The organism is Neorhizobium petrolearium, from assembly GCF_017873175.1.
Classification (GTDB): domain Bacteria; phylum Pseudomonadota; class Alphaproteobacteria; order Rhizobiales; family Rhizobiaceae; genus Neorhizobium; species Neorhizobium petrolearium.
On sequence record NZ_JAGGJW010000006.1, the window covers coordinates 285,894 to 299,528 of the forward strand.

The following is a 13,635-nucleotide window of genomic DNA, read 5'->3' on the forward strand; positions in this document are numbered from 1 at the left end:
CGTGCCCGGTCTTTCCTTATCTTGCCCGGTTTTAGCGCGTTGCTTGCGCCATTTTAGGTTTGCCGCGTTTCCAGTTGAGGATCGGCCGGCGTAGCGGACGATAGGCAATCAGCAGCGCGATCAGTGCCACATGGATGAACGGTACGAAGGTGACCGATTTGACCGCAAGGACATAGTGGAATGCGCCGCCGGCGGCGATCAGGTAGATGAGCTTGTGGAGCCTGTTCCATCCCTGCTGCAGCTTGCGGATCGACCAGTTGTTGGACGTGACCGCGAGGGGGATGAGCAGCAGCAGGCAGGCAAAGCCGATTGTGATATAGGGTCGCTTGGCGATGTCGCCTCCGACCGCGCCGAGATCGAGCCTGAGGTCGAGCAGCGCATAGACCGTAAAGTGCATCAGCACGTAATAGAAGGCGAGAAGCCCGAGCGCTCGGCGATAGCGGACCCAGTTGATGCCCAGCAGATCGCGCAGCGGGGTAATGGCAAGCGTCGCGATGATGAAGCGAAGCGCCCAGATGCCGAGAAGGTGCTCGAATTCCTTCACCGGGTTGAACCCGAGCCCGCCGGTCGCGGCCAGATAGAAATACCAGAGTGCCGGGCAGAGGCCGATCCCGTAAAGCGCCCAGATGCTGGCTGAATGGTAGCGGCGGGGAAGGGTGGGAATACCGACCATGGTCAATAATTCGCCTTCAGGTCCATGCCGGAATAGAGGCTGGCCACTTCGTCCGCGTAGCCGTTGAAGGGCAATGTGGGTCGCCGGGCTGCGCCGAAGAAGCCGCCTTCGCCGATCCGCTGTTCCGTCGCCTGGCTCCAGCGCGGGTGATCTACCGCGGGATTGACGTTGGAATAGAAGCCGTATTCGCGGGCATTGGCATTCTTCCACGTGGTTTCGGGCTGTTTCTCCACGAGCGAGATCTTCACGATCGACTTGATGCTCTTGAAGCCGTACTTCCACGGAACGACGAGACGGATCGGTGCGCCGTTCTGGTTCGGCAGCGTTTCCCCGTAGAGACCGACGGCAAGGATGGTCAGCGGATGCCGCGCCTCGTCGAGGCGAAGCCCCTCGATATAGGGCCAGGGAAGCGGCTGGAAAAAGCCGCTTTGCCCCGGCATTTCCTCCGGGCGAACGACCGTTTCGAAGGCCACGTATTTGGCGCTGCCGAGCGGCTCGACCTGATCCAAAAGGGCCGAGAGCGGAAAGCCGATCCACGGTATCACCATGGACCAGCCTTCGACGCAACGCAGCCGGTAGGTGCGCTCTTCGAGCTGCATCTTCATGAGTTCGTCAAGGCCGAACTCTTTCGGCTTGCCGACCATGCCCTCGACCTTGACTGACCACGGTGTCGGCTTGAAGGCTCCGGCATTTTGCGACGGATCTTCCTTGTTGACGCCGAATTCGTAGAAATTGTTGTAGGTGGTCACCGCCTCCTTCGGCGTCAGAGGCTCGTCCACCTTGAAGGCACTGGGCGATGCTGTGAGCGGCGCGGCCAGTGCGCTGCCGGAGCCGGCGAGCATCAGTCCTGCGGCCGCCGTCCCCAGGAAGCTGCGGCGCGACATATAGATCTCCCGCGGTGTGATTTCGGACGTGGGAATATGCAGGGGACGATAGGCGGCCATGGCGAAATCTCCTCTGAGGCAAGATGTGCCTCTCTTCTTTATACGTAATGCCGATCGAAAAGGTTTCACAGCGGCGCAAAGATTACCGCAAGCCACGTTTGCGTGAAAAATCGTGTGTCCTCTTGATGGAATAAATCGGCAGGGGGAACTCTACTTCCATCTACACATTTCTTCGTGGCTGGAATGCTTAACCCTGCCGCAGGCGAGGGGATGCGGCAGGAATATGGAATGAATGGATGGATAAACGTTTTGCAGATCCGATCGAGAAGGTTGAGGCGTTGCGGCGCCTGCGCCGTCTTGCGGCGATCGCGCGGCTGATGGATACGGCGGTGCGAATTCCGGGCACCGGCATCCGGTTCGGCGCAGATTCGGTTTTCGGCCTGATTCCGGTCATAGGCGATGCGGGCGGCGCTCTGGTTGGCCTTTACATCGTCAACGAAGCCCGCCGGCTCGGTCTGCCGTCGGCAAAGCTGGTGCCGATGCTTGGCAATATCGCCGTCGACTCCGTTCTCGGCAGCGTCCCGTTGGCTGGCGACGTCTTCGACCTGTTCTTCAAATCCCACCGGCGGAACCTGCAAATCATCCTTGATCATTTTGGTGTTCATCCGGACGAGTTGCGCGAGCGATAGCAGCTCAACCGTACCGCTTTGGCCTGTCGTGATAGTGACACCTCCTGCCGTTTGCGCTAGGAAGGCCGCAAAACAAGGGCTTTTTGCGCGGACTCCGAGAAAGCGGTAGACTGTCGCATACCCGAAAGACATCGAGGACAACACCATGCCTGCTTACCGCTCCAGAACCACGACCCATGGCCGCAACATGGCCGGCGCACGCGGACTGTGGCGTGCCACCGGCATGAAGGACGGTGATTTCGGAAAGCCGATCATCGCCGTCGTCAATTCGTTTACCCAGTTCGTGCCCGGCCACGTGCATCTGAAGGACCTTGGCCAGCTCGTCGCTCGCGAGATCGAAGCGGCGGGCGGCGTCGCCAAGGAGTTTAACACGATCGCGGTCGATGACGGCATCGCCATGGGCCATGATGGCATGCTCTATTCGCTGCCTTCGCGCGAGATCATTGCCGATAGCGTCGAGTATATGGTCAATGCCCATTGCGCCGATGCCATGGTCTGCATCTCCAATTGCGACAAGATCACTCCCGGCATGCTGAATGCGGCCATGCGACTCAACATTCCGGTCGTCTTCGTCTCCGGCGGCCCGATGGAGGCCGGCAAGGTCGTCCTGCACGGAAAGAAGGTCGCGCTCGACCTGGTCGACGCCATGGTCGCGGCCGCCGACGATCAGGTTTCCGACGAGGACGTCAAGGTTATCGAGCGCTCCGCCTGTCCGACCTGCGGCTCGTGCTCGGGCATGTTTACCGCCAATTCGATGAACTGTCTGACTGAGGCACTCGGCCTGTCGCTGCCCGGCAACGGCTCGACGCTCGCCACCCATGCCGACCGCAAGCGGCTGTTCGTCGAGGCCGGCCACCTGATCGTCGATCTCGCCCGCCGCTATTACGAGCAGGAGGACGAAAGCGTCTTGCCGCGTTCGATCGCCACCAAGCAGGCTTTCGAGAACGCCATGGCGCTCGATATTGCCATGGGCGGCTCCACCAATACGGTGCTGCACATCCTGGCGGCGGCCTATGAGGGCGGCGTCGATTTCACCATGGACGATATCGACCGCCTATCGCGCAGGGTCCCGTGCCTCTCCAAGGTCGCGCCGGCCAAGAGCGACGTGCACATGGAGGACGTCCACCGCGCCGGCGGCATCATGCGCATTCTCGGCGAGCTCGATCGCGGCGGCCTGATCAACCGCGATTGCTACACGGTGCACGAGGCGACGCTTGGCGATGCCATTGACCGCTGGGACATCACCCGGACCAATTCCGAGACCGTGCGCGAATTCTTCAAGGCGGCACCCGGCGGCGTGCCGACCCAGGTCGCCTTCAGCCAGTCGTCGCGTTGGGACGAACTCGACACCGACGGCGAGAAGGGCATCATTCGCTCGGTCGACCACCCGTTCTCCAAGGATGGCGGTCTCGCCGTGCTCTACGGCAATATCGCGCTCGACGGCTGCATCGTGAAGACCGCTGGCGTTGACGAATCCATCCTGAAGTTCGCCGGACCCGCCGTCGTATTCGAAAGCCAGGACGCCGCCGTGAAGGGCATCCTCAACAATGAGGTCAAGGCCGGCGATGTGGTGGTCATCCGCTACGAGGGTCCGAAAGGCGGGCCGGGCATGCAGGAAATGCTCTATCCGACCAGCTATCTGAAATCGAAGGGCCTCGGCAAGGCCTGCGCGCTCATCACCGATGGCCGCTTTTCCGGCGGCACGTCGGGCCTGTCGATCGGCCATGCCTCGCCGGAAGCGGCCCAGGGCGGCGCAATCGGCCTGGTGCGCCAGGGCGATACGATCGAGATCGACATCCCGAACCGCACGATCAACCTGAAGGTCTCTGATACCGAACTGGCTGAGCGTCGCGCCGAGCAGGACAAGCTCGGCTGGAATCCGGAAAAGCCCCGCAAGCGCAACGTTACGACAGCCCTGAAGGCCTACGCAGCCTTCGCCGCCAGTGCCGACAAGGGCGCGGTGAGGATTTTGCCGGAATAGACGCGGCGGCGATTACTCCCGTTCCTCTTCGGAAGCGAGAATGGAATTCATCAGTTCCTCGTAATCACCGAGATGTTGGACAATGATGTCGATGAGTTCGGCCTTGGTCATGCGTCGAAGCTGTCGCATCAGGGCCTCGAACTTGTCCCGGCGCGCGATATAAACGGCGCTCGGGCGATAGGCATCCCGGGTATGGACCGTCGCCGCGAATGCGGTCGCAGCCATATGCTTGCAGGGGCCGAAGTCGGAAAAGGCGGGGCAGGTACATTGGCCGGTCAACTGGCTGTCCTTCATGACGAGCTCGACCCTGTACAGTCTCGTGCCGGCGCAGCGCGAGGTGACCTTGTCTGCCTGGAACGAGACGATCTCGACCAGCCCCTCCTCGAAATAGGCCTTGCCACGATCGATATACCGCTGATCGAAGAGAGTGCTTATATGATGTTGCTGCAGTTTCATGCGCTGGACTCGCGAGCACTGTTGGTTGGGAGATATCATGGCGAGTAGAAAAGGCATATGGGTGCGAAGTCCCGACCGACCCGTAAAGCCCGAAGCCGCCGAAAAGCGGCGGATCGACGCGGCATGTGAAGACTTCATCGACACTTTTTGAAGCCGCGTTTCCTACCGGAGATCAGGCCGACGCAATGGAACTATGTCGTCGACATTACCGGCCGCTGGTCGGGCGGCCGCTACCGGTTCGTGCAGCGCTATCGCTCGGGCATGCAGCACAACAAGGGTGAAGAGTTCGACGCGCCTTTCGCGAGGCTCGATCGTATGGGGCCAGTTCGCTTTGACCTGCATTGGTACAGGCATACGGGTCAAGTGGTGGAAGCGCCATGAGGGATTGCCCCTGTCGGAGGCACTACGCGCTCTTGAAGAGGACGGCCTGCTTCACCCACCGTGACGGTTTTGTTCAAAGCGGCCGGTTGAGGTTATTATAAACCTCATCGAACTGCTTTAACCGCTCCTGATATGCAGCGCGAATGCAATCCGCATCCCCACCGCAGGCATGGCGCCTTTTCAGCCACTCCACCTGTTCGTCCTGCATCGCGCCCCTCGATCCCATCGCAAGAAGGCCCGAGAGCAGCTCGAAAGTGGTCACCATTTTCACGTCGTCATCGTTGAGCGCGCGCGTATCGCAGATGACCTTTTCGTCCGCGGCTAGGTCCGGACGATCGCAATCGAAACTCGCGGCGGAAGCATTCCGGGGGAGCGTCGGGAGTGCCGTTGCGAACAGAAATCCGCTCAATGCGACTGTTGTGACGATATGTTTCATGCCAGCTTATCCTCGATTTCGATGCGCGGAGCCGGCAGGTCAGATCAGCCTTTGGAGGCTCCAAAGGAGCAAGATGAGGCAGAAGATCCAGATGGCAAGGATGAAGGCGAGACCGCCACGGCTGACGGGACGCTCCACCCGGCGGGCCGCCTCCATACGGAACTCCGCCATCAGTTCTTCGGGAACCAAACGGATTGCCAGCAGGATGCCGAGTGGCACGATCAGCAGGTCGTCGAGATAGCCGAGCACTGGGACGAAGTCGGGGATGAGGTCGATCGGCGAAAGCGCATAAGCTGCCACCGCGCCCGCGACGAGCTTGGCACGGAGCGGAACGCGCTCGTCGCGGGCAGCGAGCCACAGCGCCACGATGTCGCGCTTTAGGCTTTTCGCCCAACCTTTCGCCTTTGCCAAAAATCCCATGGTTTACTCTCCGTTTCGCACCTATATAGCACGGTGATCCTGATGGTTTTCGCCGTAGTTTCCGTGGTTCCGCCACCTTTCCTTTCTAGCGTCCCGCGCTACAAATCGTTCCGGATTTAGCAAAGAGGAATCATATGCTGAGCGTGCTGAAACGCGTGTCGACAGGTCTTCTCGCCCTTACCCTGCTGGCGCCTGCTGCAGCTTTCGCGCAGGAGAGCAAGGCTGTGCCGCAGAGCCGGCAGGAGATGCAACTCTCCTTCGCGCCGCTGGTCAAGCAGACGACCGGCGCTGTGGTGAACGTCTATGCGGAACGCGTCGTGCAGCGGCTCAATCCCTTTGCGGGCGATCCTTTCTTCGAGCAGTTCTTCGGCCAGCGCATGCCGAACCGCACCGAGAAACAGTCTTCGCTGGGATCGGGCGTCATCCTCTCACAGAACGGATTGGTGGTCACCAACAACCATGTCATCGAGGGTGCTGACGACATCAAGATCGCGCTTGCGGACGGCCGGGAATTTCCCTGCGATGTGGTGCTGAAGGACGCGAGCGTTGACCTTGCGGTGCTGCGCATCAAGGCCAAGGAGGATTTCCCGGTTCTGCCGATCGGCGATTCCGACGCTGTCGAGGTGGGCGACCTCGTTCTGGCGATCGGCAACCCGTTCGGCGTCGGCCAGACCGTTACGAGCGGCATCGTCTCGGCGCTGGCGCGCAATCAGGTAACCACCGGGGATTTCGGTTTCTTCATCCAGACCGACGCATCGATTAACCCCGGCAATTCCGGCGGTGCGCTGATGAATATGAATGGTGAGCTGATCGGCATCAATACCGCGATCTTCTCGCGCGGCGGCGGTTCGAACGGCGTCGGTTTTGCCATTCCGGCGAACCTCGTAAAGGTATTCCTGGCTGCCGCTGCCGAAGGCAGGACGACATTCGAACGGCCTTATGTCGGGGCGACTTTTGATGCGGTGACGTCTGATGTCGCCGAGGCTCTGGGCCTCAAGGCTGCTCGTGGCGCGCTGGTCGTCCGGGTGGTCGAAGGCGGGCCTGCCGATAGGGCAGGGCTGAAGCCGGGGGAGGTGGTGACGGCGGTCAACGGCGTCCAGGTCGAGCACCCGGATGCGCTCGGTTATCGCCTGACGACTGCGGGTCTCGGCAAGCAGGCCGCCCTGACGGTCCAGACGAGCGACGGCGAACGGCAGGTCAACCTTGCGCTCAACACTGCGCCGGAGACGACCCCCAGGGATGAGCGGCTGCTCGAAGGTCGCAACCCGTTTGCCGGCCTGAGGGTTGCCAATCTTTCACCGAGGCTTGCAACGGAACTGCATATCCCGGCGGAGAAGGCGGGCGTGGTGGTGACGGATGTGATGCGCGGCTCTCCGGCCGCCCGCTACGGCTTTGCCCCGAGGGATATTGTCATCTCCCTGAACGGCACGACCGTCACGACGACGAAGGCACTGGAAACCATGCTGGATGATGATCCGGGTTTCTGGCGGGTCGAGATTGAACGCGACGGACAGCGTATAAGGCAATTTTTTCGATGAGCAGTGATCTCTTCGCGCCAAAGGTTCCGGAAGAGGTCGCCAACCGGCGGCCGCTCGCCGATCGGCTGCGCCCGAAGACGCTCGCCGACGTCACCGGCCAGCCGCATCTGACCGGCGAAGACGGCGTTCTGCGGCGCATGATCGCTTCCGGTTCGCTTGGATCGATGATCTTCTGGGGACCGCCCGGCACCGGCAAGACGACGGTGGCCCGGCTCCTGTCCGGCGAGGCCGGGCTTGCCTTCGAACAGATCTCGGCGATCTTTTCCGGCGTTGCGGACCTGAAGAAGGTCTTCGAGGCGGCTCGCATGCGCCGCATGGACGGCCGCCAGACGCTGCTTTTCGTCGATGAGATCCACCGCTTCAACCGCGCCCAGCAGGACAGCTTTCTGCCGGTCATGGAGGACGGGACGGTCATCCTCGTCGGTGCGACGACCGAAAATCCCAGCTTTGAGCTCAATGCCGCACTTCTGTCCCGCGCCCGGGTGCTGACCTTCCGCTCGCATGACGAGGAGAGCCTGGAAGAGTTGTTGAAGCGCGCCGAGCTTGCTGAGGGCAAGCCGCTGCCGCTTGATGGCGATGCCCGCGCGAGCTTGATCCGCATGGCGGATGGCGACGGCCGCGCGGTGCTGACGCTTGCCGAAGAGGTCTGGCGTGCGGCGAGGGAAGGGGAAATCTTCGATACGGCAGGTCTCACGGAGATCGTCCAGCGCCGCGCGCCTGTGTACGACAAGGCGCAGGACGGCCATTACAATCTCATCTCCGCGCTGCACAAGTCGGTGCGCGGTTCCGATCCGGATGCGGCGCTATATTACCTTGCGCGCATGTTCGATGCCGGGGAGGATCCTCTCTATCTCGGCCGCCGGCTGGTGCGCATGGCGGTGGAGGATATCGGGCTTGCCGATCCACAGGCGCTCGTCATCGCCAACGCCGCCAAGGATGCTTACGATTATCTCGGATCACCCGAGGGCGAGCTGGCATTCGCTGAGGCCTGCGTTTATCTGGCGACCGCGCCGAAATCGAATGCGGTTTACACCGCCTTCAAGGCAGCGACACGGGCCGCCAAGGAAAACGGCTCGCTTCTGCCGCCGAAGCGCATTCTCAACGCACCGACCAAGTTGATGAAGGGCGAGGGCTACGGCGAAGGCTATCGCTACGACCATGACGAGCCGGACGCCTTCTCCGGTCAAGATTACTTCCCCGAAAAGATGGGACGGCAGACCTTCTATGATCCGCCGGAACGCGGTTTCGAGCGTGAGATCAGGAAGCGGCTCGACTGGTGGGCCAAGCTGCGAAAGGAGCGGAACGCGGAATAGGGGTGCGCACACGGCCGCGGCTCGGAACGCTCACGATGCCTGCTTCTGGCTCAGCGCATTGGCGGGGGCGGCAATAAGCTTGACGGAGGATTCCGCAAGCCCGTTATGGCCTTCCATATCAACGATCAGATGCCAATGGCCGTTTTCCGGAATGACCAGCCGGATCGGCGATCGCTTGGCGACGCCGCCGACATATTTGAAATCGAGCCGTTCGGTGAAGCGCTGGAAATTGGTGGCCGTCATCAGGCGTACGTTGTTGACCGCACTCAGCGTCACCTCGATCGTCGTGCCCGCGCGCTGCGGTTTCAGGTCGTAGTGTGTAAAGCGGAAATTCGGGGCGGCCATCCCTGCCTCATTCATGCCTGCATCGAAGTTCATCAATGCTAACGGTACGTCGTTAATGAATCGTGGAACCTTGCGGTTACCTGAGTGTTAGTTCCTGTGAAGTTCGAATTCTGCACTGGCTCGAAAGAGGTGCCGTGCCGGAGTTCAATCAGGCGGCTTTCGTCCCCTGCAGCCGCCGCACAATAATAATATTTGACCTCCTGACTTGATATCCCGCCGCCTCCTTGCGGCGGGATTTTTCTTTCGTGCAAAGAATTTTGGGATGGCTTTGTCGGCCTTACTCCCGGTTCACCGTCCTTGGGGCATCACGAACCGATCCTTTGAGGAGGAAGCCATGCCAATCAGAATGTTTGCGGCCCTTATCGCTGTCGCTGCGGCATCGATCATTCCCGCTATTGCCGCAGCGCAGGAATCCAAGCCTGCCGCGCCCCAGGCCATTGCCGTTGAGCCATCGAAGAAAGGGCATATCGAGGCAGGCGGCATCAGCTACTATTACGAGATCCGTGGCGAGGGAGAGCCGCTCCTGTTGCTGCATGGCGGTCTTGGCTCGATCGACATGTTTGCGCCGATCATGCCGGCGCTCACTGAACACCGACAAGTGATCGGCGTCGACCTTCAGGGTCATGGCCGCACGCCTCTGGGCAAGCGGCCGATCACGCTGGAAGCGATCGGCGCCGACATGGGCAAGATTGTCTCCGAACTCGGCTACGATCAGGTCGATGTGCTGGGCTATTCCATGGGCGGTGGTGTCGCTCTGCAAATGGCGGCGCAGGCGCCGGAAAAGGTACGGCGGCTCGTCAGCGCTTCTGCTCCCTTCGCCAAGAACGGTTTCTTTCCGGAAATGATCCCGCAGCAGGAATCTGTCAGCGCCGCCATGGCCGAGATGATGAAGGACACGCCGATGTTCATCTCCTACAAGGCCGTGGCACCGGACGTTTCGGAGTTCCCGCGGCTGCTCGACGCCATGGGGGACCTGATGCGTCGCGACTACGACTTTTCGGAAGCGGTTGCCAAGCTGACCATGCCGGTCATGCTGGTCTATGGCGACAGCGACATGATCCGTCCCGAACATATCGTCGAGTTCTACCAGAAACTTGGCGGCGGGTTGAAGGACGCCGGCTGGATGCGCGAGAACATGTCGAAGAACCGGCTGACGATCCTGCCCGATCTCACCCACTACGAGGCTTTCGCATCTCCGGTTATGGTTCCGGCCGTGCTGCCCTTCCTGGATGGCAAGAGCAATGCGCCGAACTGGGCGGAACAGATGAAGCAGTGACGATCCTCATCGAAACCAATGCCGGTTGGAGATCGGCATTGGTTATTCTCCAAATGCTTATGTCGATTTTTTTATCCAAAATTAGAGGAAGTTGATTCATTTTTTGAGGTTTTCGCGATCGAGCTGGACGGTGAGCGCCAGCACGGTCTCGCAGGTCGGAGTTGGGACGCCTGCGAGCTTGCCGAGCGCGACCACCATGCCGGTGAGGGGCACGATTTCCAGCGGCTTGCCGGCAATGAGGTCCTGAAGCATTGAAGTCCGGACTGGGCCGAACCCTCCGGACCGCCCCAATTCCTCCTGAACGCCGGTGCTGAAGACCGCGCCGAGCGCTTCGCCGACTGCCTTGGTTTCCGACATGACCTTGCCTATCTGTTCGACCAGCGGCGGATTTTGCATGATGGAGTTCATAAGGCCGCGGGTGAGCGCGCTGATCGGGTTGTAGGCGGCATTGCCCATCAGCTTCGTCCAGATCGCATCGCGGATGCGCTGGGTCGGGATGATGGTGAGGCCTGCGCGGCCGAGGAGATCGGCAATCGTCACGAGGTCTCTGGAAAGATCGCCGGACGGCTCTCCGAGGAAGAAGCGGCCGTCGCCGTTGAGCCGGACGGTGCCGGGCGCGATCACTTCTGCACCCTGATAGGCGACACAGCCGAGCACCCGCTCCGGCCCGACGAGCCGCCAGAGCTTGCCGTCCGGATCGAGCTCGGGAAGCTGGCGTTCCGCATGACCGCTTTCCTCGTCCCGGTGAAAATACCACCACGGAATGCCGTTGAGGATCATGATCACGCGCGTGCCGTCCTTGGTGAGTCCGGCAAGGCCTTCCGCCGCTTCGGCAAGCTGATGGCCCTTGAGACCGGTAATGACGAGGTCCTGCTTCGGCAGTTCCGAAGGATCGCTGGTGGCGGTGACCCGTACATGAAGCGGCGGGGTGTCGCTGCCGCCCTTCGCAACGGTCAAACCCTTTTCACGGATGGCCGCCAGATGCGCGCCGCGTGCCACGACGGACACGTTCACCTCTTCGCCGAGCCGGCTTGCGATCCTCGCAGCAAACGCTCCACCGAGCGCGCCCGCGCCGTAGATGCAAATATTTCTGATCGTCATGATGTTCCTCGTCTGCGCCTTGTGCAATGCGGTAGACTTAGGCCATCCGGCACCGTGAGGCGAACGAGTTTTTGTGATGAATCAATGGCGGGCACGGTTGCCTGGCAGGAGCTCCGCGCGGCGCAGCTCGTCGATAGCGGCGACCGCGGCCTCGACGGACCATCCGGCCCGCAGCGCAGCGGCGACCATCTTGACTTCAGCTTCTTCTTCAAGCGCCAGGAAAAGCGGCTCGAGTGCCTCCTGCGCCGTGAGGATGTGGTCATCCGGCGATGCGACGGACGTGGATGCGGCAGACATGGGCATGGGACGCAGTTCTCCTCTCTCTTTTTTGATCGAATCTTTACAATTGTGACGCCTGAAAAAAGTTCCTCGCGACTTGTGGAAAATTTCGCCTGCCGGCCCACACCCACGCGGAGCTTGTTCTTTCGCCAAGCCTCTGCCTTCTTGCGCAGCTAAAATACAAACTGATTCGGGGGCCGATGGGGCGACCCCGCCGGCACAGCCGATGCCAAGGAGATTGCGATGACGGACGGCAATAGACACCAGATTACCGAAATGCGGCCGAAGATCACCGTGATCGGCGTCGGCGGCGGCGGCGGCAACGCCATCAACAACATGATCGCCGAAAACCTGGAAGGCGTCGATTTCATCGCCGCCAACACGGATGCGCAGGTGCTTGCGACATCGAAGGCCTCGCGCCGCATTCAGCTCGGAGCGCATGTGACGGAGGGCCTCGGCGCCGGGTCGCTGCCGGAGATCGGCCGCGCGGCGGCGGAGGAATCGATCGACGAGATCATGGACCATCTGTCCGGCTCGCACATGTGCTTCGTGACCGCCGGCATGGGCGGCGGCACGGGAACGGGTGCCGCGCCAATCATCGCGCAGGCTGCCCGCAATGCGGGCATCCTGACCGTCGGTGTGGTGACGAAACCCTTCACCTTCGAGGGCAACCGCCGCATGAAGACGGCCGAAACCGGCATCGAGGAACTGCGCCGGGCGGCGGATACGGTGATCGTCATTCCGAACCAGAACCTTTTCCGCATCGCCGACGCAAAAACCACGTTCGCCGACGCCTTCATGACCGCTGACCGGGTTCTGTTTTCCGGTGTCGGCTGCATTACCGACCTGATCGTCAAGGAAGGTCTGATCAACCTCGATTTCGCCGACGTGAAATCGGTGATGAAGGGCATGGGACGGGCGATGATGGGTACCGGCGAAGCTTCCGGCGACCAGCGGGCGCTGACCGCCGCAGAGGCGGCGATCGCCAATCCGCTGCTCGATGAAATCTCCATGAAGGGCGCCAGAGGCGTGCTGATCTCGATCTCCGGCGGCTCCGACATGACGCTGTTTGAGGTGGACGAAGCGGCAAGCCGCATCCGCGACGAGGTCATGGACGATGCCGATATCGTCGTCGGCGCGATCTTCGACCGCAATCTCGACGGCAAGTTCCGCGTCTCGGTCGTGGCGACCGGCCTCGACGGCGGCGAGATCGCAGCCGCCCCGGAGGTTCCGGCCGGCACGCAGGCAGCCTACCGCACGCTGCAATAGGCGGCCCGGCTAATTCGAAAACAGCAGCTTGATGTAGGAGCGGTAGGCCAGAATCTGCCGCTCCAGTTGCGCCGGATCCTTAAGCGCCTTTGACATGATGATCGAGCCGTCAAAGATGCAGGAGAGCATGTTCGCCACGTCTTCAAGGTTGACCGGATCGCGTGGTGGATAGACGGCGACGATCTCTTCGATATAGCCTAGGAAACGGGCGTTCCAGGCCTTGACCGAATTGGCGTTCGTTTCATGGATGTCGCGATCGAAGAGCCGTTCCTGATAGCAGATCGAGGCGATGAGGCAGCCCGGATGCCCGCCCGGCAGGTCACGCGCCAGTTCGCTCAGGAATTTCAGCCCCAGCAGGAAGGCCTGCAGCGGGTCGTCGTTGAGTTCCCGCGCGCGGCCGAAAATCGCGTCGAAAATCCGATCGTTTTCGGCCACGTAGCGGCGCAGCATTTCGCGCGCCAGCTCGTTCTTGTCCCGGAAATGGTAGAAGAAACCGCTCTTGGTGATACCGGCTTCGGCAATCACTTCCTCGATCGAAGTCGCGGCAAAACCTTTGGCAAGCACCGCGGCCTGGGCGATCTCCATGATGCGGTC

16 protein-coding genes are annotated in these 13,635 nt (G+C 61.3%); 7 read left to right on the top strand and 9 right to left on the bottom strand.

Annotation, left to right across the window (positions count from 1 at the left end; genetic code table 11):
• Positions 1-31 precede the first annotated feature (31 nt).
• Together msrQ and msrP are read right to left on the bottom strand one after the other, a co-directional pair.
• Positions 32-673: a protein-methionine-sulfoxide reductase heme-binding subunit MsrQ gene (msrQ, locus tag J2046_RS13870; protein ID WP_210052642.1), complete on the bottom strand. Its 642-nt coding sequence runs from the start codon at positions 671-673 to the stop codon at positions 32-34.
• Positions 674-675: 2 nt separating this feature from the next.
• Positions 676-1,617 (bottom strand): protein-methionine-sulfoxide reductase catalytic subunit MsrP, encoded by a 942-nt coding sequence (msrP, locus tag J2046_RS13875; protein WP_210052644.1) that lies wholly within the window; start codon positions 1,615-1,617, stop codon positions 676-678.
• 236 nt (positions 1,618-1,853) lie between these two features.
• Here msrP and J2046_RS13880 point away from each other — a divergent pair, with 236 nt between their 5' ends.
• On the top strand, positions 1,854-2,246 hold the full coding sequence (locus tag J2046_RS13880) for a DUF4112 domain-containing protein (protein WP_037151164.1): 393 nt from the start codon (positions 1,854-1,856) through the stop codon (positions 2,244-2,246).
• Positions 2,247-2,391: 145 nt separating this feature from the next.
• Complete coding sequence (gene ilvD, locus J2046_RS13885; protein ID WP_210052646.1) at positions 2,392-4,227, top strand: dihydroxy-acid dehydratase; 1,836 nt, start codon at positions 2,392-2,394, stop codon at positions 4,225-4,227.
• A gap of 12 nt (positions 4,228-4,239) precedes the next feature.
• Here the strand turns inward: ilvD and J2046_RS13890 are convergent, their stop codons facing one another.
• On the bottom strand, positions 4,240-4,683 hold the full coding sequence (locus tag J2046_RS13890; protein ID WP_210052647.1) for an SWIM zinc finger family protein: 444 nt from the start codon (positions 4,681-4,683) through the stop codon (positions 4,240-4,242).
• A gap of 147 nt (positions 4,684-4,830) precedes the next feature.
• Between J2046_RS13890 and J2046_RS33840 the strand changes: the two genes are divergently transcribed.
• Entirely contained in the window at positions 4,831-5,064 is a 234-nt protein-coding gene (locus J2046_RS33840; protein WP_233469750.1) for a DUF3024 domain-containing protein, read from the top strand.
• Positions 5,065-5,137: 73 nt separating this feature from the next.
• Here the strand turns inward: J2046_RS33840 and J2046_RS13900 are convergent, their stop codons facing one another.
• Both J2046_RS13900 and J2046_RS13905 read right to left on the bottom strand, forming a co-directional pair.
• Positions 5,138-5,500 carry a lysozyme inhibitor LprI family protein gene (locus tag J2046_RS13900; RefSeq protein WP_233469751.1) on the bottom strand — a complete coding sequence of 121 codons (363 nt, stop codon included), beginning with the start codon at positions 5,498-5,500 and terminating at the stop codon, positions 5,138-5,140.
• A 39-nt stretch (positions 5,501-5,539) separates the two neighbouring features.
• Positions 5,540-5,920, bottom strand: coding sequence for a YkvA family protein (locus J2046_RS13905; RefSeq protein WP_210052649.1), 381 nt, complete (start codon positions 5,918-5,920; stop codon positions 5,540-5,542).
• A gap of 134 nt (positions 5,921-6,054) precedes the next feature.
• Between J2046_RS13905 and J2046_RS13910 the strand changes: the two genes are divergently transcribed.
• Together J2046_RS13910 and J2046_RS13915 are read left to right on the top strand one after the other, a co-directional pair.
• Positions 6,055-7,458 carry a DegQ family serine endoprotease gene (locus J2046_RS13910; RefSeq protein WP_210052651.1) on the top strand — a complete coding sequence of 468 codons (1,404 nt, stop codon included), beginning with the start codon at positions 6,055-6,057 and terminating at the stop codon, positions 7,456-7,458.
• The gene (locus tag J2046_RS13915) at positions 7,455-8,771 is read left to right on the top strand and encodes a replication-associated recombination protein A (protein ID WP_210052653.1); all 1,317 of its coding nucleotides are present in this window, start codon (positions 7,455-7,457) and stop codon (positions 8,769-8,771) included. The genes J2046_RS13910 and J2046_RS13915 overlap by 4 nt, the downstream gene beginning before the upstream one ends.
• Positions 8,772-8,801: 30 nt before the next feature.
• Here J2046_RS13915 and J2046_RS13920 read toward each other — a convergent pair whose 3' ends face one another.
• Complete coding sequence (locus J2046_RS13920; protein WP_037151261.1) at positions 8,802-9,116, bottom strand: DUF1883 domain-containing protein; 315 nt, start codon at positions 9,114-9,116, stop codon at positions 8,802-8,804.
• Positions 9,117-9,450: 334 nt separating this feature from the next.
• Here J2046_RS13920 and J2046_RS13925 point away from each other — a divergent pair, with 334 nt between their 5' ends.
• Positions 9,451-10,392: an alpha/beta fold hydrolase gene (locus J2046_RS13925; protein WP_233469752.1), complete on the top strand. Its 942-nt coding sequence runs from the start codon at positions 9,451-9,453 to the stop codon at positions 10,390-10,392.
• Positions 10,393-10,488: 96 nt separating this feature from the next.
• Here the strand turns inward: J2046_RS13925 and J2046_RS13930 are convergent, their stop codons facing one another.
• Positions 10,489-11,493 carry a ketopantoate reductase family protein gene (locus J2046_RS13930; RefSeq protein WP_210052655.1) on the bottom strand — a complete coding sequence of 335 codons (1,005 nt, stop codon included), beginning with the start codon at positions 11,491-11,493 and terminating at the stop codon, positions 10,489-10,491.
• A gap of 81 nt (positions 11,494-11,574) precedes the next feature.
• Complete coding sequence (locus J2046_RS13935; RefSeq protein ID WP_210052656.1) at positions 11,575-11,796, bottom strand: hypothetical protein; 222 nt, start codon at positions 11,794-11,796, stop codon at positions 11,575-11,577.
• Between the two features lie 219 nt (positions 11,797-12,015).
• On the opposite strand from J2046_RS13935, the gene ftsZ reads away from it, so the two are divergent.
• The gene (gene ftsZ, locus J2046_RS13940; RefSeq protein WP_037151188.1) at positions 12,016-13,041 is read left to right on the top strand and encodes a cell division protein FtsZ; all 1,026 of its coding nucleotides are present in this window, start codon (positions 12,016-12,018) and stop codon (positions 13,039-13,041) included.
• A 9-nt stretch (positions 13,042-13,050) separates the two neighbouring features.
• Here ftsZ and J2046_RS13945 read toward each other — a convergent pair whose 3' ends face one another.
• The gene (locus J2046_RS13945; RefSeq protein WP_233469777.1) at positions 13,051-13,626 is read right to left on the bottom strand and encodes a TetR/AcrR family transcriptional regulator; all 576 of its coding nucleotides are present in this window, start codon (positions 13,624-13,626) and stop codon (positions 13,051-13,053) included.
• Between the last annotated feature and the right edge of the window lie 9 nt (positions 13,627-13,635).

Bases quoted from the DNA above. Each gene is read 5' to 3' on its own strand.
- msrQ (WP_210052642.1), bottom strand. From the start codon at position 673: ATGGTCGGTATTCCCACCCTTCCCCGCCGCTACCATTCAGCCAGCATC.
- msrP (WP_210052644.1), bottom strand. From the start codon at position 1,617: ATGGCCGCCTATCGTCCCCTGCATATTCCCACGTCCGAAATCACACCG.
- J2046_RS13880 (WP_037151164.1), top strand. From the start codon at position 1,854: ATGGATAAACGTTTTGCAGATCCGATCGAGAAGGTTGAGGCGTTGCGG.
- ilvD (WP_210052646.1), top strand. From the start codon at position 2,392: ATGCCTGCTTACCGCTCCAGAACCACGACCCATGGCCGCAACATGGCC.
- J2046_RS13890 (WP_210052647.1), bottom strand. From the start codon at position 4,683: ATGAAACTGCAGCAACATCATATAAGCACTCTCTTCGATCAGCGGTAT.
- J2046_RS13900 (WP_233469751.1), bottom strand. From the start codon at position 5,500: ATGAAACATATCGTCACAACAGTCGCATTGAGCGGATTTCTGTTCGCA.
- J2046_RS13905 (WP_210052649.1), bottom strand. From the start codon at position 5,920: ATGGGATTTTTGGCAAAGGCGAAAGGTTGGGCGAAAAGCCTAAAGCGC.
- J2046_RS13910 (WP_210052651.1), top strand. From the start codon at position 6,055: ATGCTGAGCGTGCTGAAACGCGTGTCGACAGGTCTTCTCGCCCTTACC.
- J2046_RS13915 (WP_210052653.1), top strand. From the start codon at position 7,455: ATGAGCAGTGATCTCTTCGCGCCAAAGGTTCCGGAAGAGGTCGCCAAC.
- J2046_RS13920 (WP_037151261.1), bottom strand. From the start codon at position 9,116: ATGGCCGCCCCGAATTTCCGCTTTACACACTACGACCTGAAACCGCAG.
- J2046_RS13925 (WP_233469752.1), top strand. From the start codon at position 9,451: ATGCCAATCAGAATGTTTGCGGCCCTTATCGCTGTCGCTGCGGCATCG.
- J2046_RS13930 (WP_210052655.1), bottom strand. From the start codon at position 11,493: ATGACGATCAGAAATATTTGCATCTACGGCGCGGGCGCGCTCGGTGGA.
- J2046_RS13935 (WP_210052656.1), bottom strand. From the start codon at position 11,796: ATGCCCATGTCTGCCGCATCCACGTCCGTCGCATCGCCGGATGACCAC.
- ftsZ (WP_037151188.1), top strand. From the start codon at position 12,016: ATGACGGACGGCAATAGACACCAGATTACCGAAATGCGGCCGAAGATC.
- J2046_RS13945 (WP_233469777.1), bottom strand. From the start codon at position 13,626: ATGGAGATCGCCCAGGCCGCGGTGCTTGCCAAAGGTTTTGCCGCGACT.